This is a genomic window from Coprococcus hominis (ex Arizal et al. 2022) (assembly GCF_040094675.1).
GTDB lineage: Bacteria > Bacillota > Clostridia > Lachnospirales > Lachnospiraceae > Coprococcus_C > Coprococcus_C hominis.
Genome location: NZ_JBBNHG010000041.1, coordinates 79,339 through 103,340, shown reverse-complemented (window position 1 = coordinate 103,340; position 24,002 = coordinate 79,339). Strand labels below are relative to the sequence as shown.

Genomic DNA, 24,002 nt, shown 5'->3' with positions numbered 1-24,002 from the left:
ACAAAGAGAAGGGAAAAGGGAGGAAATGCAATGAAACAAACGAAGAGAAGGATTCTCGCATGGTTGATGACAGTCGTACTGGTGCTCAGTGTGGTAACAGTGCTTACGCCGGCGAAGGAGGCAGAGGCGGCTGCGGCAACAGCAGTTTCGACACATGGAAAGCTGGCAGTCAAGGGTACACAGCTGGTAGATAAGAATGGACAGCCATTCCAAATTCATGGTGTGAGTACACATGGACTGCAGTGGTTTGGTCAGTACAATAACAAGGCAGCCTATCAGACGCTGCGCGATGACTGGGGCGCAAATGCGATCCGTCTTGCGATGTATGTCGATGAGGGCGGTTATTACAGCGACCGGAACGGTATGAAGAAAAAAGTAACAGATGGCGTGCAGTATGCAACAGAGCTTGGCATGTATGCGATTATTGACTGGCATCTGTTAAACGTGAATCCGAAGAATTATACGAGCGAGGCGAGGAGCTTCTTCAAGGAGATGGCACAGAAGTATAAAAATTACGACAATGTCATCTATGAGATCTGCAACGAGCCGAGCAACTGTCCTTGGTCTGATATCAAGAGCTATGCGACAGAAGTTATTCAGACAATCCGTGCATATGACAAGGACGCAATCATTATCGTAGGAACACCGACATGGTCACAGCTTGGAAATCAGGGACATACGTATGAGCCGGCGGATGATCCAATCCGTGGCTACAGCAATTTAATGTATGCATTTCATTTCTATGCTTCTGAGTCCAGCCATAATCAGTGGCTGACGGCGAAGATCGGTACTGCGATCGACAAGGGACTTCCGGTATTTGTATCCGAGTTTGGACTGTCCGAGGCGAGTGGAAATGGAAATGTCGATCTGAACAAGGCGGCAGAGTGGATGAAGCGGTGTGATGACCGCAACGTCAGCTATTGCGTCTGGAGTTTGTGTAATAAGAATGAAAGTTCTGCCCTGATCAAGAGCAGTTGTGGAAAGACAAGCGGCTGGACCGTTGATGATCTGACGAAGGCTGGACAGTTTATCCGGAATCATTATAGAAGCCGGATGGAAAATACGGCAGAGAACAATCCGGAGGTAAAGAATCTGGCACCGAACATCACGGTATCTTACAAGACACATGTGCAGACATTTGGTTGGGAAAATGAAGTATCCAATGGTAAAATGGCAGGAACTGTCGGAAGTGCAAAGCGTCTGGAGGGTATCACAATCCGCGTATCCGGGGACAGTAATCTGGGTATCCGTTATAAGACGCATGTGCAAAGCTATGGCTGGCAGGACTGGAAAGAAAATGGTGTGATGAGTGGAACGACGGGAGAGGCAAAACGTCTGGAAGCCATCTGCATTGAATTGACCGGTGCCAACAAGGATAAATACGATGTATATTATCGTGTGCATGCGCAGACGTATGGTTGGTTAGATTGGTCCAAGAATGGAGAGATGGCAGGAACCGAAGGTCTGGCAAAACGTCTGGAGGCAATCAATATCGTGATCGTACCAAAGGGTGCAAATCCGGGCGTTGCAACGTCGAAGACGTTTGTATCCGCGTATCCGGGTAGCATCAATTACAAAACGCATGTGCAGACGTTTGGCTGGGAGAATAACTGGCGCGCTGATGGCACGATGAGTGGAACAAGTGGAAAGGCAAAGCGTCTGGAGGCAATCCAGATTCGCCTTGGAAGAAATATAAACGGTGGTGTCCGTTACAAGACACACGTACAGACATTTGGCTGGCAGAATTGGGTATCCAATGGAACAACGAGTGGAACGAGCGGGCTTGGCAAGCGTCTCGAGGCAATTCAGATTGAACTGACTGGACAGGCAGCACAGCAGTATGATATTTACTATCGTGTACATGTGCAGTCATACGGTTGGTTGGATTGGGCAAAGAATGGTCAGATGAGTGGTACAAGCGGTCTGGCGAAACGTCTGGAGGGAATCCAGATTGTGCTCGTACCGAAGGGAGCTGCGGCACCGGGAAAGACAGCGAGAGCCTGCATCAACCGGTAGAATAGAAGGAGGCTTGCTGTATGACTGATACAGCAGATTAGAATGAAAGACAAAAAACATCTGGTACAATTGATACTTGCGATTATTACTTTTACGGTACTTCTGATATTTGTAGTCAATCATCTGCATATTATAAGTGGATTTTTCGGTATGGTTTTTTCTGTGCTGCTTCCATTTTTGATTGGATGCGGGATTGCGTTTGTGTTGAATATTCCGATGCGCGGAATCGAACAGGGAATCTTCAAGAATGAAAAAAACCGCCTGTACCGGTTCCGGCGCCCGATCAGCATGGTGCTTACGTATATCGCGGCACTGCTTTTTATAGCGCTTGTGCTGTTTGTAGTTGTACCGGAGGTTGCGGATACGGTTGGAAAGGTGAAAGAGCTTCTGCCCGGATTTGTAAACCGGGCGAAGGAGCTTGCACTTGCATATACGAAGAATGTTCCGGCAATATCGGAGAAGATTGCTGGCATTGAACCGGATTTTGACCAGATATTCTCGTTCTTCAATGATAACGGCGGAGAGATCATGTCGGCGACGGTTTCTATCTTCTCATCTATCATTGGAACCGTCATAAATATATTTATCGGGATTATTTTTTCCGCATATATTCTGGCACAGAAAGAGAAGCTCGGCAGGCAGACGAAGCTTGTCATCTATGCGTTGTTCAAGGAAAAGACGGCAGATGAGCTGATGGTGTTCGGTAAGATAGCAAGTACGACATTCTCCAAGTTTTTTACCGGACAGTTCCGGGAGGGTATCATCCTCGGAATCATGTTCATGATTGCGATGGCAATCGCGGGCATACAATATCCGCTTACGATTGGCGTTCTGATTGCATTTACGGCATTGATACCGGTGTTTGGTGCATTTATCGGACTTTTTATCGGATGCTTTCTGCTTCTGGTTGTTGACCCGAAGCAGGTGCTGTGGTTTGTGTTATTGTTCTTTATTTTACAGTTTATAGAGAATTATTTTATCTATCCGAAGCTTGTCGGCGGAGACATTAATCTGCCCGCGATCTGGGTGCTTCTGGCTGTGATTGCCGGCGGAGACCTGATGGGTGTGGTCGGAATGTTTATCTTCATTCCGCTTGTGTCTGTGCTTTATGCATATTTCCGGTCAATCGTGTACCGGAGAATAAAAAAACGGGAGATTAATGTTGATGACAAACAGGTGCCGGACGATGTAGTCCCACTTGAATCGGCAGGCAGGCGGCTGTTTGCAATGAAATCAAAAGTCGAAAAAACGGACAGTAAAAAACAAAACAAGGAGATGTAACAACATGTACAAAGAAGTACCGGGACTCGTTTTATATCGTGATTTAGGGCAAGACAGTATCTTATATTGCATGGCGGATATTTTTGAGGCATGGGAGAAGAAGACGAGTACCAAGGAGGAATTGGTCACACGGATTTACCAGCAGATCAAGCGGATTCTGGATGTGGCAACAAGCTATGGCTTCAACCGGAATCTGTGGCAGGATTATCTGGCGTTTTTGCTGATCACAAATGAGAATTCATTTACGCTTACCTGCGAGAAGGTTGGCGCAGGAGATGGCTCAGTCAATGCATTTGCAAAAAATGATTATGCAATCTTCAAGCGGTTGTTCCATTTTGATTTTGCACCGATCGAGAAGGATCTTGGCATTGACTGTTTCACAACAATCACGAATTACAAGTCACTGCCGAAGAAGGAACAGATGTATAACCAGAATGTCAGTGAGAAGGTGCGTGATATCAGCGACCGTGTCAGCGAGGCGGAAAGTGTCGATGAGATCTTTGCTATCATGACCGCTTTTTACAAGCAGTATGGTGTTGGCATGTTTGGTCTGAACAAGGCATTTCGTATCCGCCATGATGAGGGTAAGGAACTGGAATTTATCCCAATCACGAATACAGATAAGGTAATGCTGGATGATCTGATTGGTTATGAGATTCAGAAGAAAAAGCTTGTAGATAATACAGAGGCGTTTGTGCTTGGAAAGAAAGCGAATAACTGTCTGTTGTTTGGCGACAGTGGTACCGGTAAATCCACAAGTATCAAGGCAATCATTAACCAGTATTATGAGCAGGGACTGCGTATGATTGAGATTTACAAGCATCAGTTTAAGGACTTATCTGCTGTGATCTCGCATGTGAAGAACCGGAATTATAAGTTTATCATTTATATGGATGATCTGTCGTTCGAGGAATTTGAGATAGAGTATAAATATCTGAAAGCGGTAATCGAGGGCGGACTTGAGACAAAACCGGATAATGTGCTGATCTATGCGACCTCAAACCGTAGACATCTGATCAAGGAAACGTGGAATGACCGGGATGATGTGGAGACCGATAACGGCATGCACCGTTCCGATACGATGCAGGAGAAGCTTTCTTTGGTCAACCGGTTTGGTGTGACGATCAGTTATTCGCGTCCGTCAAGAAATGAATTTAATGATATCGTACTGGGACTTGCGAAGAAGCATCCGGAGATCGGGCTTACCGAGCAGGAGCTTTTAGCAGAGGCAAACAAGTGGGAGCTTTCCCATGGCGGTGTGTCCGGACGTACTGCCCAGCAGTTCATGAATTATCTGTTAGGAAAAGCATGATTGCTATTTTAGTCCGGATTTGATAGAATGAAGCTTAATTTGGATCGTCCTGCCGGACAGAGAGGTGATGGTTTCAGCTTTTTGGATCAGTTCATTGAGTTGATTTTTGTCGTGTCGGTCCGCATAGATGGTTGCAAGCATCGTGTAGCTGGCGGTAATGTCAGAGCCGATAGAGACTGCATAAGATAGAAACTGCTCGGCGCTGGAAGCGTCATTTGCTTCGAGTAATGTTTTGCCGATCTTGTTCAGAAGCAGGATCAGATCGGCGTAGGCGTCATCGCAGGCAGACAACGTATCTAAGTTGGCAGGACCATACATCATCTTCAAATCCGTATTCGTATACATAGAGAGATTTAAGATTTTTTTGCCCGCCAGTGCATGCAGTTCGTCCGCAAGCCTGAAATGACCACATGCGGAGAGTGCGTCAACTGGAAGCGTATCCAGAGGGATTTCGATATAGGGAAGGGTGGAGATATCCGCCTTCCGTACGGAATTTGCTTCAGATTCGCGTTCGAGAAGACTCTCGCGGCTCTGCCCGTGTGTTTTCTTAAACCGGGAGACATTTCGCGAGACAACAAAGCATAAAGCTAGAAAAGAACAACAAATGATAATCGTAATATAATGCATAAAAATAATCCTTTCGGGAGGTAAAAATTCATGTTATTTGATTTCAGTAACAAAAAGAAGACAAAGAGAATCGCAGCAATCATCTGCGGCGTACTGGTATTTGCCATGGTCGTTGGATTGCTTGTTTCTGCAATCTAAATGCATCTTTTCATCAATGTATCATGGACGGGATGTAAATTCAAGGTTGCGACTAAATATTAGGAGGTAGATGTGATGAGAAATGAAATTTTGAAGCTGCTCGAAACCGACAGCAGACTGACAGTGAAGGATATCGCCGCGATGATCGGCGCGGATGAAGCCGCGGTGGAAGCGGATATCAAGGCAATGGAAGACGAGAGCATCATCTGTGGATACCATACTATGATCGACTGGGATAAGGTTGGCGAGGAGATGGTAACAGCCATGATCGAGGTCAAGGTTACACCACAGAGAGAAGCGGGATTTGACCAGATCGCGGATCGTGTCAGAAATTTCGATGAAGTACATTCCGTCTACCTGATCGCAGGTGCGTATGACTTTATGGTTGTTATTCAGGGAAAGACATTGCGGGAAATCTCTCATTTTGTATCCGAGAAGCTGGCAATCATCGAGGATGTCATTGCAACATCCACGAATTTTGTACTGAAAAAATATAAAGACCATGGTGTTATTTTCCAGACACCAAGTCAGGACGAAAGGTTGGTAATCGCACCGTGAGAAATCCATTGTCAAAAACGATAGAACAGATTAAGCCATCTGGAATCCGGAAGTTCTTTGACATTGTAAGTGAGATGCCACATGCAATCTCACTTGGTGTTGGTGAGCCGGATTTTGATACACCATGGCATGTTCGATCAGAGGGTATCCGTTCGCTGGAAAAAGGACGGACATTTTATACATCGAATTCCGGATTGATTGAACTACGTCAGGAAATCTGTAAATGGTATCAGAGAAAATATAACGTATTGTATGATTATAAGACCGAAGCACTGCTGACCGTCGGTGGCAGTGAGGGTATCGATGTGGCACTCCGTGCCATGCTTGATCCGGGCGATGAGGTTATTATCCCGGAGCCTTGCTATGTATCGTATGTACCTTGTGTACAGTTGATCGGTGCTGTGCCGGTTACAATCGAGTTGAAAAATGAGAATCAGTTCCGTCTGACACCGGAGGAGCTGCTTGCAGCGATCACGGATAAGACGAAGATTCTGATCCTTGCATTCCCAAGCAATCCGACCGGTGCAGTCATGACGAAGGAGGATTTGGAGCCAATCGCGAAGATCTGCCAGGAGAAGGATATTTATGTGATCTCCGATGAGATTTATTCCGAGCTTACATATGGCGGTCAGAAGCATTGCTCGATTTCATCTCTGCCGGGTATGAAGGATCGGACGATTGTCATCAATGGTTTCTCCAAAGCATATGCGATGACCGGATGGAGACTTGGCTATGCGCTTGCACCGGAGGTAATCGCACATCAGATGACGAAGATCCATCAGTTTGCAATTATGTGTGCACCAACGACCAGTCAGTACGCAGCTATCGAGGCAATCAAGAATGGCGATGCAGATATCGAGAAGATGTGCAAGTCGTATGACCAGAGACGCCGATTCCTGCTGAAGAAATTCGAGGAGGTCGGACTTCCGTGCTTTGAGCCGCATGGCGCATTTTATGTGTTCCCATGCATCAAGGAGTTTGGCATCACGAGTGACGAATTCGCAACGAGACTGCTTCGTGAAGAGGAACTTGCAGTTGTGCCGGGTACGGCATTTGGTGACTGCGGCGAAGGATTCCTGCGTATCTCGTATGCATACTCAATCGAGCAGCTCAAAGAGGCGATGGGAAGATTAGAGAGATTTATTGGACGATTAAGAGAGCAAAAGACATGTTAAACATCGTATTACATGAGCCGGAAATGCCGGCAAATACAGGAAATATCGGACGTACCTGCGTGGCAACGGGGGTGCGTCTGCATCTGATCGAGCCACTTGGATTTTTATTAAATGACAAGATGGTGAAGCGCGCGGGACTGGATTACTGGGATCGTCTGGATGTGACACGCTATGACGATTACAACGATTTTCTGGCGAAGAATCCGGGCGCGAAGGTTTATATGGCAACGACAAAATCAAAGCAGAAGTACACCGATGTGAAATATGAGGATGACTGCTTTATTATGTTTGGTGCCGAGAGCAGAGGGATTCCAGAGGAGATTCTGCTTCAGAATAAGGAAACCTGTGTGCGCATCCCGATGATGCCGGGCGAACGTTCCCTGAACTTATCGAACTCGGTTGGTATCGTGCTGTACGAGGCGTTAAGACAGTTGGATTTCCCGGGATTAGAGACAGAAGGGCAGTTGCATCATTATCAGTGGTAGAGATTATGAGACAGGAAAAATGGCTGGATAAGCCGTATTATTCATTGGATGCATATATGAAATACACCTATGGACAGAAGGTGTACAAGATTGCGGTCGACGCAGGGCTTACCTGCCCGAACCGTGATGGTACACTTGGCGAACGTGGGTGTATTTTTTGTAGTGCCGGCGGAAGCGGCGATTTCGCAGTGCCAATCGCAGGTGGTGGCAGGCAGGATGGACAGAGCGTGGTTGGTGCTTCGGCGAATGGCCGTGTGTACGAGCATCGGTCGAAACGGGATTCGCGCGGGGCATCGACAGAGGTTTATCATAAGGAATATGAGCGCCGGGGAAGCTGCGTCGATGTGGAGCGGAAAACGCTTGATATCAAACGGCAGATGGAACGTGGCATGGCGAAGTTCCATAAGAAGGTCGGAGAGAAGTTCGTCATTTATTTTCAGGCATACACGAACACCTATGGAGATCCGGCATACTTGGAACGCATCTGGCGGGAAGCATTAGAAGAGGAGTCGGTCGTTGGAATCAGTATTGCGACAAGACCGGATTGTCTGGGGATTCCGGGAGTATCGGTAGCTGTAAAAAAAGCGGAGATGGCTGCAGTGGAGAACCAGTCCGGAAATGCAGAGACAGTTATTTCGATACTCGGAAGATTGCAAAAGGAGTATGCCGAGAGTGGCAAATTCATCTGGATTGAACTTGGACTGCAGACGATGCATGAAGCAACAGCAGAATATATCCGCCGGGGATATCTGCTCTCTACTTATGAAACAGCGATTCAGGCACTTGCAGACAACCATATCCCATATATCACGCATGTGATCTTAGGGCTGCCGGGCGAGACGGAAGATGATATGCTTGCGACGGTGCGGTATGTGTGTGGACAGCAGGCAAAACCTTTTGGAATCAAGCTGCAGCTGCTGCATGTGCTGCGAGGCACGGATCTGTGCGGGGATTATGAGGCAGGCAGCTTTGAAGTGCTGTCACAGGATGAATATATTGAGCTTGTTATCAAATGTCTGGAAGTGATTCCGGAGGATATTGTGATTCATCGTGTCACTGGCGATGGACCGAAAAATATTTTAGTCGCGCCGCTCTGGTCGGGGAACAAACGACAGGTGTTAAACACCCTTCACCAGAAGATGAAAATCGAAAAAAGAGAACAGGGTACATGGGCAAAATAAAAAAATTTTGCCCATTTTTTCTAGTATTTATGCGGGCTCCCGCAAATGTTCCAAACTTACGCTTTACAAAATCTATCCAGCCGTGGTATAGTCAGCTCGTGGTCGAGAATCGTTGTTCTGGCGTAGTTCGGTCACAGTCGAAAAAGTAACAATCATAACGTTTTCCAATTATTTGTTTTACGAATTTCAATGGAATTACCCAACAAAGAATTTGCAGAGTTTGTGAATAACTATGCGTGTGTTAAGCTCTGCCTTTTTTAGGAATTTTATAAGCTATGTGAACGAATAATTTGGAAAACTGCATGATTGGAACCGTGTTTTTGCACAGAAAAGGAGGTGCGCAATCTGGAACATTATACTTGGTATATGGTTATTGGGTGCGGTCGTAGTGGACCTTAGAACGTATAAAATTCCGAACCGGTTTTGCCTATGTATGATTGGCTGCGGTTTCCTGCTGCAGGGGTATGCACATGGCGTGGAAGGACTTTTGGCAGGTGGACAAGGCATGCTGATTGGGTTTGCAACCCTGTATGGGCTGTTCTGGATTCGGGTATTGGGTGCCGGGGACGTAAAGTTGTTTTGCGCGATCGGCGCATTTATGGGAAAAGAAGTGTGGAATGTGCTTCTATATACCTGCATATTTGCAGGTGGACTGGCAGTTGGAAAGCTGGCGGTTATACTGGCGAAACGAAGAAAAATGCCGTTTTTGTCAGAAGCAGAACGGACGGAGGGTGTGCGGATGCACATGTCGGTACCAATTCTGCTTGGCTATATTGCGTATGTGACAGGGGGTGTGTCGATTGGCATATAAGGTGTGTCTGCTGGATTCTGATCCAGCATATCAAAGGGCGTTAATGGAATATCTGAATTTGCGGGCAACAATCCCGATCCAGCTTTATGTATTTTCGAATCCTGCGGTGTATGCCGCTTTTCGGGAGCGGGAGAAACCGGAGCTGATACTGGTTGGAGACTGCTATGCGGACTGGAAGGACGCGGAGGACTGCCCGGTTCTGGTGCTCACGATAAACCGCGAATATATCGGGCGGACGCAGTATTTTTTTCGGTACCAGAGTGTGGAACATCTGGTTGAAACGATGCTTCAGATGATTGGAGCGAATCAGCCCTGTGTGACAGAAACAGGCATGTTTTATGCCGTGTATTCCCCGCTGGGGCGATGCGGAAAAACGACGTTTGCCAAAAAACTGTGTGAGCGGATTGGGAACAGCCTATATGTGAATTGGGAAGGCATTTCGGAATGCTTAGATGAAAAAGGGATTGGAAGCTGGATGCTCTATTGCATGAAAAGCAGAAATGAGGAATGTCTGGAGTATTTGCAGGCAAATGCGGTTGCGAGTCTGCCGCCACCGGAATGTTTCCGGGATATCCGGCAGATCGAGATTGAGGATCTTCGATGGTTCCGGGAAGCGATTCAAAGACGCGGACAGTATGCGGGTGTAGTGTTTGATATTGGAGGTATGGCATTGGCAAGTTATGCAGTATTTGGCGCATTTGACCGGATCTTGATACCGACGCTTCGAGATACAGTTTCTCAGAAAAAACAGAAGGTATTCGAGCAAATGTTGCGTCAGGAATATGAAAAAACAGAGAATCTGCAATATGTCCAGTTAGAAGGACAGGATGTGGATCAGATAGCAGACATGTATGTGAGGTAATGGAATGGAACTACAATCTTTGCGGGAACGACTGAAAATGCGTGTGGCGGCAGAACTGGATCTGACAAGGGATGTGGAGGATGCAGAGATTGCGCGGATGATCGACCGGTGCATCCTCGAAGAGACAAAGGATCAATATGTCCCTTTGAAGGAAAAGGTCGGTCTGCGGGTGGAGTTGTTTAACAGCCTTCGGCGGCTGGATGTGCTGACGGAGCTTCTGGAAGATGAGACGGTAACGGAGATCATGGTCAATGGACAGTCGGATATTTTTGTAGAGCGGGATGGTGTGATCCGGCGCTATGAGAAGGGATTTTCGTCGGAGGAACGACTGGAGACAGTGATTCAGCATATTGTCGGGGATTGTAACCGGCGGATCAATGCGGCGTCTCCAATCGTAGATGCGCGGCTGATGGATGGCTCGCGTGTATGTATCGTGACAAGACCGGTGTCGCTTGGTGGACCGGTGATCACGATCCGGCGGTTTCCGAAACAACGGATTGATATGAAAGCATTGATTGCGATGGGAAGTGTGGATGCAGGCGTTGCATCGGTGCTGCGGATATTGGTGCAGGCGGGGTACAACATATTTATCTCCGGCGGTACCGGTTCCGGCAAGACGACAATGCTGAATGCACTCAGTGATTTTGTGCCAAAGGATGCGCGGATCGTGACGATTGAGGATTCGGCAGAATTACAGATCCGCGGTGTGGAAAATCTGGTTCGGCTGGAGGCACGCACGGCGAATCTGGAGGGCGAAAACGAGATCACAATTCGGGATTTGATTAAGGCGAGTCTCCGGCTCCGCCCAGATCGGATCATTGTGGGTGAGGTGCGGGACGCGGCGGCAATCGATATGCTTTCTGCAATGGGAACCGGACATGATGGGTCGCTGTCGACCGGACATGCAAATTCGGCGGAGGACATGCTGGCACGATTGGAAACGATGGTGCTGATGGGAATGGAGATTCCGCTTCCTGCCGTGCGCAGGCAGATTGCATCAGCGGTGGATATTGTCATTCATGTGAGCCGGCTGCGGGACAAAACCCGCAAGGTAGTAGAGATATGTGAGGTAAAAGGTATGGAACATGGAGAAATCAGATTAAACACATTGTTTGAGTTTCAGGAGACGGGCGTGCGAAACGGAAAGGTGCAGGGCGTGCTTCGGAAGGTAAATGACCTGCTGCATCTGGAGAAGATGCAGAGTGCAGGGATGATGGAGATTTTTGAGGAGGTGGTTTGTGGATTACCGGGTGTATAGAGCGGATATCAGGTTTTGGATGATCGTGATTCTGCTAAGCTGTGCGGTTGGAGGTAGTGCAGGATATTTATTTTTTGATGCGTGGTGGGGATGTCTGTTGATTCCCATATGTATCCCCGTGGTGCAAAAACGGCTCCGTCAGGGCTGTCTGCAAAAGCGGACGCGGCAGCTGAAAACAGAATTCCGGGAAGTGATGACGCTGGTGTCAGGAAGTATCAGTGCCGGGTATTCGTTGGAAAATGCGTTTGTACAGACATACCGGACGAGCGCGGGGGAGTTCCCGTTGATGGAAGCGGAACTACAGATTTTGACGAATGGTATTGCCTGTCATAAGCGGATCGAACAGCTCCTGATGGCACTTGCAGATCGAAGCGGCGTGGATGAAATCCGGGAACTGGCAGCTATGATTGAGGCTGCAAAACGCTATGGCGGCAATATCCCGTATCTGATTCGCCAGATGGTGCGACAAATGCAGGAGTCTGAGCTGGTGGAACTGGAGATTCAGACGGTGCTGGCTGCGAAGAAATTAGAAGGACGCATTATGCTGTTTGTTCCATTTGGAATTGTGTTGTTTCTGCGTATGACAAATGCGTCTTATATGCAGGTGCTTTACACTACTGCGACCGGGAGACTTTGGATGGGCGTCTCGTTGGCGGGCATTGGTTTGTGCGCGTGGTGGATTGAAAAAATAATAAGAATCGAGGTGTAAAAAATGGAGTTATGCATAGGAATACAGGCAGCACTTGCCTGTTTGGCAATCTTATCGAGAATCCATTTCAGTAAATACAAAGATGGAGATATCAAAGGGCTGAAACATATCCGGGAGGAAGTGCAGGCATTGCGGGTGTTGACGCGGCGGGAGGCGCAGACGCTTGTTCGAACGCGTGTAAAGCAGCTGGTCTGGACAACCATTGCAATCCTGTTTGCAAGTACTTGTATCGCGGAGGGACTACTGTTTAAAAGCATGCAGCAGTCAGAAAGATTGGACACACAAGTCGTGAAACGGACAAATTATGATGGCAAAGTGAAAACGGAAGATATCCGGCTGTCGGTCGATGACAAAGAATATACATATACGATGGAAATTGAACCAAGAGAATACACGGAGGAAGAATTCTATCAGCAGGCACAACAGCGGATTACGGAGTTGGAATCGGAAATATTAGGTGACAATCCGGATCTGGAGCATGTAAGCCGTTCTCTGAATTTACCAGGGGAGGATGCAACAGGGGTATTTACCTATGCGTGGAGATCAGACAATCCCGCAGTGCTTTCCTCTTATGGAAAGGTAGACTTGGAGGAAGTGACAGAGACGGTGATCGTGCTGCTGACGGTAGAGGTATCGTATCGGACATATACGATAGAACATAGCTTTCCGGTATCTGTGGTGAAGGATATGCGTAGGAAAGATGCGATAGAACGGGTAGAAGACGCACTTTTTCAGTTGGAACAGGAGACAAGAACCGATGAGGCACTGGTTTTGCCAGAGCAGCTCGGGGAAGTAGGCATTTCGTTACAGAAACAAGAACATGGACAGGCAATGACATGGGTGATATTTGGCATTGTGCTGGCGGCGGCTTTGCCGGTCTGGCTGTATGCAAAATGGAAAGAAGAACGGAAAAAAAGAAACAATGTGCTAATGGAACAATATCCGTCTTTTGTAAATCGCCTGTGGCTGCTGCTTGGATCGGGAATGACGGTGCAGACAGGAATCCGGCAGATTCTATCAGAAATGGAAAAAGATTGGTTGTTAAGAAGAGAGCTGGAATATGCGATGCATCAGCTTGACACTGGAAGTGAGGAGAGCTGGGTGTATGAGCAGCTTGGCCGGCGGCTGGAACTGCCGGAATATTACCAACTGCTACAACACATCAGTCAGTATATTCGTATGGGAACAAAGGATCTTAGAAATCTGATGGAGCAGGAGATGCAGCAGGCGTTGGAAAAACGCCGGGAGCTTGCAAAGAAAAAAGGAGAGGAGGCATCAACAAAGCTGTTATTTCCCATGATCCTGCTGTTGGTTCTTGTTATGGTAATGATCGTATATCCGGCTTGGGCCGGATTGTAGAGGATAGAAGGGATGTGAAACGTATGGGTGCATGGAAACGGTTTATGCAGGAGGAGGACGGAATGGGAGTCGTCGAGGTTATATTGATCATCGTCGTATTGGTTGCGATGGTTCTCATTTTCAAAGAACAGATTTCTGCATTGGTCGAGACAATCTGGACAACCATTAACAGGGATGCGAAGAAAGTATATTCGTAGAAAACAAAGACAGGAGGAGAATATGAACAACAAAGGAAGAATCGTTGTATTCATCAGTATGATAACAGCTGTAATGCTTGTATTGATCACACTTGTAATACAGGTGGTGATATTGAGTGCTGCTAAATCAAAAAATGTGATTGCAACCCGCCTTTCCATGTCGGATATCAAAGCCTGCTACAACAGCTACATATTTGAGCATTATCATATTCTCCTTTTTGATAAGACTGCGGGCGGAAAGGGCGAGGCTTATCTGGAGGAATGGCTGGAACAGGCATATACGGAAAAACTTGGCGCGGAGTACACGGATGTGCGGGCATCAATCACGGATATGACAATGCTCACAGATCAGTCATATGCGCCGCTTAAAAAACAGATGCAGGAATATATGGTTTACGCGGCAGCGGAAAAAGGTGTGCAGATGGGCGTGGATCAGATGAAAGAAAAAACAGGCGGACAGGATGGAACATTGCCAGAGGAAGTGAAAGAGGATATGGAGACGGCGGAAGTGAAAACAGATGGAATGGATGTAGCTGATGTAGATGATACATCGGATGCAGGTGCGTTGGGTTCAGAAAATATGGATGCAGAAAATCCAACGATACAGCCAGAGGTGGATGATCCGCGTGATTATACAAAGAAGTTATCCAGCAGTATTATTTTGAATCTGGTGTTACCGGGGGACAAGACAGTTTCTGATGCAACCATATCGCTGGTGGATGCACCAAGTCTGCGATTGATAGGATTTTTCTCTGATTACAAAGAAGTGGATCGGGATTTTGACAGTATGGTTCCTTTGCTGGAGGGATTGACGGCGCTTGGTTCGTGGCAGGATTCATTGACGGACACGGGATTACAGCTTGCCTACATCGGTCAGGTGTTTAATTCGTACAGGGAAGAGAAAAATGATACAGCAGTGCTTGCTTATGAACAGGAGTATCTGATTGCAGGAAAGTCTTCAGACTATGAGAATTTAAAATCGGTGGCGCATCGGATGATTGGAATCCGCTATCCGATCAATTATATCGGATTGATCCGGCAACCGGATAAGATGCAGACATTGACGGAACTGGCAACAAGTATTGCGGGAGCTGCGCCATATCTGATTCCGGCCCTCAAATATTTTTTGGCGGGCTGCTGGGCATATATTGAGTCAATAGCAGATGTGAGGATTTTGTTCGATGGAAAAAAGGCTCCTTTTATGAAAAATGCGGATAATTGGATCACGGATATTGAGCATATCAGTGAAAGCTTGTCGAAGGAGACGGAGGATGCAGAAAACGGACTGGATTATCAGGCGTATCTGTCAATTTTACAGGCGATGAATATCGACGGTGCGACGGCGCGGATGCTGGATCTGATGCAGATCAATACGATGCAGGAGGAGAAGGAATTTCGGATATTGCATGCCGCAGTTGGACTGGAAGCAGACTTTGAAAGTACCTTTGGTGGACATCGGTTTCAATATCACCAAAGCGCAGCGTATTAAAAGATGAAAGACTCTTTCGTATTGTTTTCCGGGGATTTCTCAGGACGGTTGAAACTATAAAAAACCTCTCCGGGTGCTGGCCAAAGCAATAATTGAAAACTTTCTTGTCTATCCTGAGGAGTTCTCGGAAAGCAATAGGAAAGAGGTGTGTTATGGGTAAAATAAGAAATCAGGGAAGTGCATCACTGGAAGCAACGCTTGTGATGTCGGTGTTCCTGCTGGCGATGGTATCGTTGTTTTGGATGGCTCAGAGTGTGCTTGCAGAGGCACAGGTCTACGAGGCAGCGGCAGAAACAGCAGAGTATATGGCAGAAATTGCATATCTTGGGGCAGCAGATACGGCGGTTGCATATTTGCGGTTTCCAAAGTATGCAGATGAAAAAGAAACAGTGGAACGGTATGTAAAGCATGGAGTCTCTGGTGTACAGTTTCTCGGAAGTGAGATTGGCGAGGAATATATTGTGCTCCGGGTAAGTTACGCGATGGAACATCTGGGCACACGATCGTTTACAATCCGAAAACGGGCATATACAGGGGTTGCGAGGGAAGATACAGAGACGGATGCGGTACGTGCGGAGGATGCATATGTATATGTGACGGACAATCAGGCAGTGTATCACATGACACGCAGATGCAGTTATCTAACCTTGCAGATTCAGGCAAGTACGTTGGAACAGGCAAAACATAATGGATATGATATGTGTGCGTTTTGCGGGAAGGATGTGCAGGGAAGACAGGTTTATGTGACAAATGAGGGAGACCGTTACCATAGCAGTCTGACGTGCAGCGGGTTGAAACGGACGGTGTACCGGAAGAAGAAAAGCGAGGTAACCGGGCTTGCGGCATGTTCCCGTTGCGGTGCAGGAAATTAAAAGAAGAGAAACAAGGAGGGTGAAGAGATGGGAAACAAAGGAAGCTCTGTGGTAGAGATGAGTCTGATCATGCCGATTATATTTGGCATAGTGGTCATGGTAATATTCCTGTTTTTGGATACCGTTAGGGATGGTCTGGTACAACAGGAGGGATACAGTGTAATTTATACTTATCAGGAAGGGGCTGGATTGCGTGAACAGCTGGAAGAAATGAAAAATGCCGAGACGCGTGATGCAGGGCAGGCTGTTATCTCGGATGGAAATTATCGGTATGAAAAAGAAGGGCATGTATGTATCACAGAAGTGGATGTATGCAGTAATCGGCTGAGAAGGTGGCAGGTGTATGGAAATATTGTTTGGGAATAAAGGAATCTATCATTATATGGATGCGAAGGTTGGAACGATGCAGGAACTCGAAGAACACGGAAGGATGTATCAGGTCCGGATGCTTGTGGAAAATGAACTGCCTTACATACTTCCTTCTTCCATGATCTGTACGGATGCGGAGGTATGGCTGTCGCACAATACGAAGGATTGCTATGGTTTACAGGCATATTTGCAGCAAAAGACAATGAATGGGACACAGTTAAAGAAAGTTTTGAATCAGATCATGCAGCAGGCGGACGCATTGGAAGCATATTTGCTCGATGCATCGGATCTGGTTATCCGCGTGGAGTATTTGTTCATGCAAAAGGAGAAAAACGAGATTCGGATGCTCTGTGTGCCAGGCTATCAAAAGCCATTGAAGGAACAGCTTACCGCATTTCTGGAATATCTGATGCCGCGGTTTTCCCATGAAGATCGTGCGGGAGAACTGTTTTTGTATGAATGTCACCGGGTGTTGACGGATGAATGGAGTGATATGACAGATTTTCTCGCATTGTTGAATGCTGGAACGGATACAGATGGAAGATGTCGGAAGCAGGGTGAGAAAACGTCCATGCAGAAACCAAACAGCAGCGAAGAAAATGAATTTGCGGAAGAAGCAGTGACGCTTGAACAAAAAGTAGCGCGTGCGGACATAGATGCAATATTTTCAAAACGCTTTTTGCTGTATGCGTTGGCAGGAGGCGCCGCGCTGGCACTGATTATTAAATATCTGTTTTTTGATGGGACGACGGGAACTGCAATCTTTGGAATTGTCTGGCTTTTAACGCTGATTATTCTTGCAATCATGACAGCGCGCGACAAGGAAGATGGACAGGAATCTGAGTCAGCGATGCAGGAATATGGCAGGCAGGTGCAGGGAGATGAAACATTGGAGGATGCGCCTGTACAGGGATACAGCAGACAGGCGGAACAGGCTGTGCACAGCGTGGATGTTCCGATGGGACTGTCGGAAAAATCTGTACAAGATAGTCGAATTCCAGATATGAAGCTGGTACCACTGACGAATGGCGCTCTGGAATCGTTCCGTATTCCGATGGATAAGGCGTCGTTTACCATAGGCAGGGATAAGGCGTCCGATTATCGTGTTGCCACGACACAAATCAGTCGTGTGCATGTCCGGTTGTTCTGCCGTCCGGATGGACTGTATATCGAGGATCAGAACTCTACCAATGGAACGTATATCAATACGAAGCGTATCCCGGCGATGACAGAACAGAAGCTGGAAAAGGGCGATGTGGTTGGACTGGCAAATGAGGAGTTTTTTGTTGCGTAAGAACATTGATATATTGACAAATACAACTTATTGATTGTAAAATAAGGAGAAGATATGAAAATACATACATATTTATCAAGCTCTGGGAAAGATTTAATTATGGAGTATATAAATGCGTTGACAATAGAAGAACAGGTAGATGGATTGGCAGTATTGGCATATATGGAAAAAGGTGAATTTGAAAAAGTATTATCGAAACGATGGGATAAAAAAGTGTATGAGGTTTATTTCCGGAGGAAAAATTGTGTAGGAGGAAGTAATATGGCATTTGCAGAAATTAATATTCAAGAAATAATACAGGAGAAGAAAAATAATTCCGAGGAATTTTATAATACGTGGAAAAAGAGCGAGGATGAATATCGACTGATTGCAGAGATGATTGAATTGAGGAAACAAAAGGGGATATCACAGACACAGTTGGCAAGAACGATTGGAAATAGACAACAGGTGATTTCGAGGATTGAGAAAAAAGAGAATTCTCCATCATTAAAAATGTTCTGTTGTATTTTAGATTCATTGGGATATGAGTTGAAAATTGTGAAGAAAAACTGAAACAGTTATAAACAGCATTAATTCCAGTTAGTGCTGTTTTTTGTTTGCTTGGATTTTTTCCTCGCAATTATTGTATTTACCCCCTGTTTTTGGTATAGTAATAGTGTGCGTTTTTGTAGCATGCGAAAGAAAAAATGGCAGTGAATACATGAGGTGTTACGGTGAAGGTAAATGTGTATTACGGAGGCCGGGGATTGCTGGAGGATCCAACACTCTTTGTAGTGGAGAAAATCATTCAGGTTCTGCAGGAGCTTCGGGTAGAAGTCACAAGATATAATATGTATGAAGATAAGTCGGGGATTGCAACACTTCCGAATACGTTGAAGGATTGCGATGGCGTGATTCTGGCAGCGAGTCTGGAATGGTTTGGCATTGGCGGCTATATGCAGCAGTTTCTGGATATGTGCTGGCTGTATGGTGACAAGGAGAAGATCGCGTCACTCTATATGATGCCGGTTGTCGTTGCAACGGCGTATGGAGAACAGGATGCAGAGCTGTCATTGCGAAAGGCATGGGATGTGCTGGGTGGCATTTCAGAGCCGGGAATCGCAACGTATGTGGATTCGACGGATGTGCTGGAGCAGGAAAGCCAGTATTTGAATCTGATTGAGAAAAAAGCAGAGGATTTTTACCGCCTGATCAATAAGAAGACAAGGAAACTGCCGACGAGTAACACTGCGGTAAAGAACACTCTGATCAAGCAGAACAATATCAATCTGACACCACAGGAGAGTGAGCAGCTTTCCAAGTTTGTGGCAGATGATGGCTATGTGAAGAAGCAGAAAGAGGATATTGAGGAACTCGCTGCAATGTTCAAGCAGATGCTTGGAGATGAGGAAGAGGCACCAGAACCACCAAGTGTCTACGAGGACGATATTATCGAAGGATTTTATGAGAATTTCCATCCGGAGACCGGATTTGCGGCAAGCTATGTGATCATAGTACCGGATATGGGGAAGAATTTAGTGATACATGTAGGGAAAGTCTTACAGTGTGAGTATGGCGCGGATGTGGAAGCCGATGTGAAGCTGAAAGCATCAAGCACGATGCTGCGTAATATTTTGGCTGGCAAAAATAGCTTCCAGAAAGGCTTTATGTCCGGCGAGATAACGGCAAAGGGCAACTTCAAGACCCTTCGGATGCTGGATCAGATTTTCCATATATAGAGTTGGAGGCAGTTTATGTCGTACATGGCATTGTACCGGAAGTGGAGACCGGACGCGTTCGAGGAGATCAAAGGACAAGAACATATTGTGACGACGATCCGAAATCAGATTGTGCATGACCGCGTGGGACATGCGTATCTGTTCTGCGGAACCAGAGGTACCGGTAAAACAACGACGGCGAAGCTGATGGCAAAGGCAGTCAATTGTGAGCATCCGATCAACGGAAGTCCGTGTAATGAATGTGCCAGCTGCAAGGCGATTGCTGCAGGTGCGGCGATGAATGTAATCGAAGTTGATGCCGCAAGTAATAATGGTGTGGATAATATCAGACAGATCACGGATTCGGTGAATTACTCACCGTCAACTGGTAAGTATCTGGTCTATATCATCGACGAGGTGCATATGCTCCGTGACGCAGCGTACAATGCGTTGTTAAAGACACTGGAGGAACCACCATCGTATGTAATTTTTATTTTGGCAACCACGGAATCACATAAGATCCCGGCGACGATTCTGTCGCGTTGCCAGCGATATGATTTCCACCGGATTCCGTTGGAGATAATTGCAGATCGTCTGCAGGAGCTTCTCGACCGGGAAGGAATCTCAGCGACAAGAGAAGCGGTCGAATATGTGGCACGTGCCGCAGATGGTTCGATGCGAGACGGTTTAAGTATTTTGGAACAGTGTATTTCCTACCATCTGGGTGAGGAACTGACATTAGATAAAGTACTCGCGGCAATTGGTGCCGTGGATGTGGAAGTTTACATTCAGTTGTTTGAATGTCTGAAAGAAAAAGATCTGGTTGGTGCATTGAAGATCATAGATGAAGCAATCTGGCAGGGCAAGGATCTGTTGCAGCTGGTCAATGAATTTACTGCATTTATCCGGAATATACTGGTGCTGTCGATCGACCCGGATATGACGATCGATGTGACAGCGGAGACAAAACAGCGCATGGTTGCACTCACAAGCGATATGACACAGGACTGGATGATGCATGCAATCTATGTTTTACAGGAAGCCGCAGCGAAGATCGCATATACGACATCCAAGCGTGTGATGCTGGAAATCGCGATCATCAAGCTTTGTAAGACGGAGATGCGTTACGATATCGAAGGAATTCAGGCACGAATCGAGTCACTGGAGCAGCAGCTTGCAGAGACGAAGGAACTGCTCAAAGAGCAGCAGGCACATCCGGTTGTGATGGCAGTTGCACCGCCGGCAACGGAAGGCGCAGGGACAGTGCAGCAGGCAGTTGCACCACAAACAGGTGATTCATCCGAGCACATCAAGCAGAATCTGCGTGACAAATATCCGCAGGCAGAATACGAGGATCTGCTTCTGATTGCGAAAGCGTGGAAGACGATTGGCAAGCGCGGACCGAGACTGGTGCAGCATTATTACAGACAGGCATCACTGGTTGCCGGAAGAGAATCTGGCGCGCTGGAACTCGTTGTAGCGGATACACCAGACAACGATCTGGCGATTTCGTATTTCGCGAATCAGGACAAGCTCGATGAACTGAGCGAGCAGCTGACCAATATGGCACAGTGCAAGGTACGTGTGACATTCCGCAAGATTGATGGCAGGGAAGAAGTACACGAACTGCAGAAGGACTGGGATTTGAGCCGGATTGTATTTGATGACATCGAAATGCATGAGTAAGCTTTTAATCTGGCGAGTCCAAATCATATAAAAAGGTAGTACGCATGGGAAACCGTGTATGAATATAAGAATAAGAAATCAGGAGGATATAAAGATGGCAAAAAGAGGTGGATATGGTGGAATGGGCATGATGCCAGGAAATATGAACAATCTGATGAAGCAGGCACAGAAGATGCAGAAGCAGATGGAAGAGACCACCAAAGCACTCGAAGAAAAAGAATATGAGGCAACTGCCGGCGGTGGTGTTGTCAAGGTAAAGATCAATGGCAAGAAGGAAGTAACAGAAGTTCATCTCGACGAGGAAGTTGTCGACAAGGACGATATCGAGATGCTCGAGGATCTGATCATGGCTGCTATGAACGAAGCCATCCGTATGCAGGATGAGGATCAGAAGAATTCCATGGGTAAGATCACCGGTGGATTAGGCGGAGGTTTGCCGTTCTAATGGATATTTATGGAGAGAAAGTAAACCGGCTGATCGGTGAACTCGGAAGACTTCCCGGCATCGGTGGAAAGACCGCACAGCGGCTGGCGTTCCATATTATCAATATGCCGGAAGAACAGGTGGAAAGCCTGTCGGCAGCAATCACAGATGCAAAGAAGAATATCCGGTACTGCAAATCCTGTTATACGATTACTGATCAGGAGCTGTGTCCGGTGTGTGCATCGCCGAAGCGGAACCATAAGCTGATCATGGTTGTCGAGACTCCACGAGATCTGGCAGCATATGAGCGTGTGGGACAGTATCAGGGCGTCTACCATGTATTAAATGGTGTGATCAACCCGGCGATGGGAATTGGAACCGGAGATATCCGGTTGAAGGAACTGATCCTGCGGTTGGAGCAGGAAGATGTAGAAGAGTTGATTATTGCAACAAATTCCAGTGTGGAGGGCGAAGCGACTGCGATGTATATATCCAAGCTGGTCAAGCCATCTGGAATCAAGGTCACAAGAATTGCAAGTGGCGTTCCGGTCGGCGGCGATCTGGAATGTATTGATGAAGTGACGTTACTTCGGGCATTGGAAGGAAGAACTTTGTTGTAGAGGAGACACATAAATTAAGGAGGTTACAGTATGAAGAGAATCGGAATGTTGACAAGTGGCGGTGACTGCCAGGCCTTAAATGCGACGATGCGTGGTGTGGCAAAGGGACTGTATAATACGTTTGAAGACGTGGAAGTATATGGTTTTTTAGAAGGCTACAAGGGATTGATTTATGGCAATTATGTAAAGATGAAGCCGTCAGATTTCTCTGGAATTCTGACAAAGGGTGGCACGATCCTTGGCAGTTCCCGTCAGCCGTTCAAGCTGATCGATGAGCCGACACCGGAAGGACTCAACAAAGTTGAGGAAATGAAGAAAAATTACAACAAACTGAAGCTTGATGCACTGGTTGTTCTCGGTGGAAATGGTTCCCAGAAGACAGCAAACCGTCTGTCTCAGGAAGGACTGAATGTGATTGGACTTCCAAAGACAATCGACAATGATATCTGGGGCACCGATATGACATTCGGATTTCAGAGTGCGGTCGATGTTGCAACACAGGCAATCGACTGCATCCATACAACTGCATGCTCACACAACCGTGTATTTATCGTAGAAGTTATGGGACATAAGGTAGGCTGGATTACATTGCATGCGGGTATCGCATCCGGTGCAGACATCATCCTGATTCCGGAAATTCCATATGATATCGCCAAGGTATGTGAGGCGCTTGACAGAAGAACCAAGCAGGGCAAGGGATTCTCGATTCTTGCTGTTGCAGAGGGTGCAATCTCGAAAGAAGTCGCAGCACTTCCAAAGAAGGAGCGTAAGGCAGCCGTAGCAGCCGCAGCTGCGAAATATCCATCTGTCGCTTATGAAGTTGCAGATAAGATCAAGGAATATTCCGGTATGGACATCCGTGTGACAGTTCCGGGACATACACAGCGAGGCGGAAGCCCGGATTCATATGATCGTGTGATTTCCAGCCTGTTTGGCGCAGAGGCAGTCGAGCTGATCAAGAATAAAGATTTCGGCAAGCTTGTTGTTATGCGTAACAATGAAGTGACAGCAATTCCGATGGAAGAGTCTGCAGGAAAGCTCAAATATGTATCCCCGGACGATAGTGTTGTCAAGTATGCAAAGCGTCTTGGTATTTCCTTTGGTGATGAGTAGGAGATACGGATTCGGACGCACAAAACAGGATTTCAAAGCATAAAATAAGAAAAACAGATAGACAATCAGCCAAAAACTGATTGTCTATTTATGTCATTTTATGTGAGAGGATTCCATGAAAGAAGTCGATGAGATGTATGTGCATAAGTTTCGCACTCCGGAACTCATGGTTGTGGATGAGCAGGAGTTAGAGGAAGACCGGGCATATTTGCGTGCGATGTATCCGATGCGGGCAAAGCTGATACTGGTTATGGTGGAGGATGCCTGCGACCGGCTGGAATATGAAGGAAGTCCTATGTTTGCAGTTTATCCAGACAAGGTAGCGATGTTTTCAATTGCGAAGAAGATTTATGAGAAGATCTGCTATAAGGATGCGGACGAAACATTGCTTCATATGATTGAGATTATGGTCTGCCATGAATTTTATATTCGTCGGTGCAGATATCGTAAAAGGAGAAAATATTTCTAA

At 46.7% G+C, this 24,002-nt stretch carries 25 protein-coding genes; 24 read left to right on the top strand and 1 reads right to left on the bottom strand.

Going from position 1 to position 24,002, the window contains the following annotated elements; genetic code table 11:
* Positions 1-30: 30 nt before the first annotated feature.
* From AAAT93_RS13355 to AAAT93_RS13345, 3 genes are read left to right on the top strand one after another with little or no spacing between them, the layout of a single operon-like run.
* Positions 31-2,016 carry a cellulase family glycosylhydrolase gene (locus AAAT93_RS13355; RefSeq protein WP_227573201.1) on the top strand — a complete coding sequence of 662 codons (1,986 nt, stop codon included), beginning with the start codon at positions 31-33 and terminating at the stop codon, positions 2,014-2,016.
* 42 nt (positions 2,017-2,058) lie between these two features.
* The gene (locus AAAT93_RS13350) at positions 2,059-3,297 is read left to right on the top strand and encodes an AI-2E family transporter (protein ID WP_117780456.1); all 1,239 of its coding nucleotides are present in this window, start codon (positions 2,059-2,061) and stop codon (positions 3,295-3,297) included.
* 4 nt (positions 3,298-3,301) lie between these two features.
* Positions 3,302-4,609, top strand: a complete 1,308-nt coding sequence (locus AAAT93_RS13345; RefSeq protein WP_118545667.1) for an ATP-binding protein — start codon at positions 3,302-3,304, stop codon at positions 4,607-4,609.
* A gap of 3 nt (positions 4,610-4,612) precedes the next feature.
* On the opposite strand, the gene AAAT93_RS13340 is transcribed toward AAAT93_RS13345, so the two are convergent.
* On the bottom strand, positions 4,613-5,236 hold the full coding sequence (locus AAAT93_RS13340; RefSeq protein WP_021984765.1) for a hypothetical protein: 624 nt from the start codon (positions 5,234-5,236) through the stop codon (positions 4,613-4,615).
* Positions 5,237-5,449: 213 nt separating this feature from the next.
* Here AAAT93_RS13340 and AAAT93_RS13335 point away from each other — a divergent pair, with 213 nt between their 5' ends.
* From AAAT93_RS13335 to AAAT93_RS13235, 21 genes are all read left to right on the top strand, one after another.
* A complete protein-coding gene (locus AAAT93_RS13335) occupies positions 5,450-5,932 on the top strand; it encodes an Lrp/AsnC family transcriptional regulator (protein WP_117780459.1) in 483 nt (160 codons plus the stop codon).
* The gene (locus tag AAAT93_RS13330; RefSeq protein WP_227573200.1) at positions 5,929-7,107 is read left to right on the top strand and encodes a pyridoxal phosphate-dependent aminotransferase; all 1,179 of its coding nucleotides are present in this window, start codon (positions 5,929-5,931) and stop codon (positions 7,105-7,107) included. The genes AAAT93_RS13335 and AAAT93_RS13330 overlap by 4 nt, the downstream gene beginning before the upstream one ends.
* Positions 7,101-7,592 (top strand): tRNA (cytidine(34)-2'-O)-methyltransferase, encoded by a 492-nt coding sequence (locus AAAT93_RS13325; RefSeq protein ID WP_021984761.1) that lies wholly within the window; start codon positions 7,101-7,103, stop codon positions 7,590-7,592. The genes AAAT93_RS13330 and AAAT93_RS13325 overlap by 7 nt, the downstream gene beginning before the upstream one ends.
* Positions 7,593-7,597: 5 nt before the next feature.
* A complete protein-coding gene (locus AAAT93_RS13320) occupies positions 7,598-8,773 on the top strand; it encodes a TIGR01212 family radical SAM protein (protein WP_227573199.1) in 1,176 nt (391 codons plus the stop codon).
* 298 nt (positions 8,774-9,071) lie between these two features.
* Entirely contained in the window at positions 9,072-9,584 is a 513-nt protein-coding gene (locus AAAT93_RS13315; RefSeq protein WP_117780461.1) for an A24 family peptidase, read from the top strand.
* Positions 9,574-10,446 carry a hypothetical protein gene (locus AAAT93_RS13310; protein WP_021984758.1) on the top strand — a complete coding sequence of 291 codons (873 nt, stop codon included), beginning with the start codon at positions 9,574-9,576 and terminating at the stop codon, positions 10,444-10,446. Before AAAT93_RS13315 ends, AAAT93_RS13310 begins: the two co-directional genes overlap by 11 nt.
* 4 nt (positions 10,447-10,450) lie before the next feature.
* A complete protein-coding gene (locus AAAT93_RS13305) occupies positions 10,451-11,704 on the top strand; it encodes a CpaF family protein (protein WP_227573198.1) in 1,254 nt (417 codons plus the stop codon).
* The gene (locus AAAT93_RS13300; protein ID WP_227573197.1) at positions 11,670-12,413 is read left to right on the top strand and encodes a type II secretion system F family protein; all 744 of its coding nucleotides are present in this window, start codon (positions 11,670-11,672) and stop codon (positions 12,411-12,413) included. The genes AAAT93_RS13305 and AAAT93_RS13300 overlap by 35 nt, the downstream gene beginning before the upstream one ends.
* A 3-nt stretch (positions 12,414-12,416) precedes the next feature.
* A complete protein-coding gene (locus AAAT93_RS13295) occupies positions 12,417-13,772 on the top strand; it encodes a type II secretion system F family protein (RefSeq protein WP_118671292.1) in 1,356 nt (451 codons plus the stop codon).
* 23 nt (positions 13,773-13,795) lie between these two features.
* On the top strand, positions 13,796-13,969 hold the full coding sequence (locus tag AAAT93_RS13290; protein WP_117780466.1) for a Flp1 family type IVb pilin: 174 nt from the start codon (positions 13,796-13,798) through the stop codon (positions 13,967-13,969).
* A gap of 22 nt (positions 13,970-13,991) precedes the next feature.
* Positions 13,992-15,458 carry a DUF5702 domain-containing protein gene (locus tag AAAT93_RS13285; RefSeq protein WP_118671291.1) on the top strand — a complete coding sequence of 489 codons (1,467 nt, stop codon included), beginning with the start codon at positions 13,992-13,994 and terminating at the stop codon, positions 15,456-15,458.
* Between the two features lie 152 nt (positions 15,459-15,610).
* Positions 15,611-16,330 (top strand): TadE family protein, encoded by a 720-nt coding sequence (locus AAAT93_RS13280; RefSeq protein ID WP_227573196.1) that lies wholly within the window; start codon positions 15,611-15,613, stop codon positions 16,328-16,330.
* Positions 16,331-16,357: 27 nt separating this feature from the next.
* Positions 16,358-16,696 (top strand): hypothetical protein, encoded by a 339-nt coding sequence (locus AAAT93_RS13275; protein ID WP_118671290.1) that lies wholly within the window; start codon positions 16,358-16,360, stop codon positions 16,694-16,696.
* A complete protein-coding gene (locus tag AAAT93_RS13270) occupies positions 16,674-17,993 on the top strand; it encodes a DUF6382 domain-containing protein (protein ID WP_118374481.1) in 1,320 nt (439 codons plus the stop codon). Before AAAT93_RS13275 ends, AAAT93_RS13270 begins: the two co-directional genes overlap by 23 nt.
* A 54-nt stretch (positions 17,994-18,047) precedes the next feature.
* Complete coding sequence (locus tag AAAT93_RS13265; protein WP_021984749.1) at positions 18,048-18,545, top strand: helix-turn-helix domain-containing protein; 498 nt, start codon at positions 18,048-18,050, stop codon at positions 18,543-18,545.
* A 161-nt stretch (positions 18,546-18,706) separates the two neighbouring features.
* Positions 18,707-19,711 carry an SCP2 sterol-binding domain-containing protein gene (locus tag AAAT93_RS13260; RefSeq protein ID WP_021984748.1) on the top strand — a complete coding sequence of 335 codons (1,005 nt, stop codon included), beginning with the start codon at positions 18,707-18,709 and terminating at the stop codon, positions 19,709-19,711.
* 15 nt (positions 19,712-19,726) lie between these two features.
* Positions 19,727-21,376 (top strand): DNA polymerase III subunit gamma/tau, encoded by a 1,650-nt coding sequence (dnaX, locus tag AAAT93_RS13255; RefSeq protein WP_227573195.1) that lies wholly within the window; start codon positions 19,727-19,729, stop codon positions 21,374-21,376.
* A 94-nt stretch (positions 21,377-21,470) separates the two neighbouring features.
* Positions 21,471-21,821, top strand: coding sequence for a YbaB/EbfC family nucleoid-associated protein (locus AAAT93_RS13250; RefSeq protein WP_021984746.1), 351 nt, complete (start codon positions 21,471-21,473; stop codon positions 21,819-21,821).
* Positions 21,821-22,420: a recombination mediator RecR gene (gene recR / locus AAAT93_RS13245; RefSeq protein ID WP_021984745.1), complete on the top strand. Its 600-nt coding sequence runs from the start codon at positions 21,821-21,823 to the stop codon at positions 22,418-22,420. Before AAAT93_RS13250 ends, recR begins: the two co-directional genes overlap by 1 nt.
* 30 nt (positions 22,421-22,450) lie before the next feature.
* Complete coding sequence (locus AAAT93_RS13240) at positions 22,451-23,533, top strand: 6-phosphofructokinase (RefSeq protein ID WP_227573194.1); 1,083 nt, start codon at positions 22,451-22,453, stop codon at positions 23,531-23,533.
* 115 nt (positions 23,534-23,648) lie between these two features.
* Positions 23,649-24,002, top strand: coding sequence for a hypothetical protein (locus AAAT93_RS13235; RefSeq protein WP_227573193.1), 354 nt, complete (start codon positions 23,649-23,651; stop codon positions 24,000-24,002).

Excerpts from the sequence above, each read along its gene's own strand:
- AAAT93_RS13355 (WP_227573201.1), top strand. The coding sequence starts at position 31 with ATGAAACAAACGAAGAGAAGGATTCTCGCATGGTTGATGACAGTCGTA.
- AAAT93_RS13350 (WP_117780456.1), top strand. The coding sequence starts at position 2,059 with ATGAAAGACAAAAAACATCTGGTACAATTGATACTTGCGATTATTACT.
- AAAT93_RS13345 (WP_118545667.1), top strand. The coding sequence starts at position 3,302 with ATGTACAAAGAAGTACCGGGACTCGTTTTATATCGTGATTTAGGGCAA.
- AAAT93_RS13340 (WP_021984765.1), bottom strand. The coding sequence starts at position 5,236 with ATGCATTATATTACGATTATCATTTGTTGTTCTTTTCTAGCTTTATGC.
- AAAT93_RS13335 (WP_117780459.1), top strand. The coding sequence starts at position 5,450 with ATGAGAAATGAAATTTTGAAGCTGCTCGAAACCGACAGCAGACTGACA.
- AAAT93_RS13325 (WP_021984761.1), top strand. The coding sequence starts at position 7,101 with ATGTTAAACATCGTATTACATGAGCCGGAAATGCCGGCAAATACAGGA.
- AAAT93_RS13320 (WP_227573199.1), top strand. The coding sequence starts at position 7,598 with ATGAGACAGGAAAAATGGCTGGATAAGCCGTATTATTCATTGGATGCA.
- AAAT93_RS13305 (WP_227573198.1), top strand. The coding sequence starts at position 10,451 with ATGGAACTACAATCTTTGCGGGAACGACTGAAAATGCGTGTGGCGGCA.
- AAAT93_RS13295 (WP_118671292.1), top strand. The coding sequence starts at position 12,417 with ATGGAGTTATGCATAGGAATACAGGCAGCACTTGCCTGTTTGGCAATC.
- AAAT93_RS13290 (WP_117780466.1), top strand. The coding sequence starts at position 13,796 with ATGGGTGCATGGAAACGGTTTATGCAGGAGGAGGACGGAATGGGAGTC.
- AAAT93_RS13285 (WP_118671291.1), top strand. The coding sequence starts at position 13,992 with ATGAACAACAAAGGAAGAATCGTTGTATTCATCAGTATGATAACAGCT.
- AAAT93_RS13280 (WP_227573196.1), top strand. The coding sequence starts at position 15,611 with ATGGGTAAAATAAGAAATCAGGGAAGTGCATCACTGGAAGCAACGCTT.
- AAAT93_RS13275 (WP_118671290.1), top strand. The coding sequence starts at position 16,358 with ATGGGAAACAAAGGAAGCTCTGTGGTAGAGATGAGTCTGATCATGCCG.
- AAAT93_RS13270 (WP_118374481.1), top strand. The coding sequence starts at position 16,674 with ATGGAAATATTGTTTGGGAATAAAGGAATCTATCATTATATGGATGCG.
- AAAT93_RS13265 (WP_021984749.1), top strand. The coding sequence starts at position 18,048 with ATGAAAATACATACATATTTATCAAGCTCTGGGAAAGATTTAATTATG.
- dnaX (WP_227573195.1), top strand. The coding sequence starts at position 19,727 with ATGTCGTACATGGCATTGTACCGGAAGTGGAGACCGGACGCGTTCGAG.
- AAAT93_RS13250 (WP_021984746.1), top strand. The coding sequence starts at position 21,471 with ATGGCAAAAAGAGGTGGATATGGTGGAATGGGCATGATGCCAGGAAAT.
- recR (WP_021984745.1), top strand. The coding sequence starts at position 21,821 with ATGGATATTTATGGAGAGAAAGTAAACCGGCTGATCGGTGAACTCGGA.
- AAAT93_RS13240 (WP_227573194.1), top strand. The coding sequence starts at position 22,451 with ATGAAGAGAATCGGAATGTTGACAAGTGGCGGTGACTGCCAGGCCTTA.
- AAAT93_RS13235 (WP_227573193.1), top strand. The coding sequence starts at position 23,649 with ATGAAAGAAGTCGATGAGATGTATGTGCATAAGTTTCGCACTCCGGAA.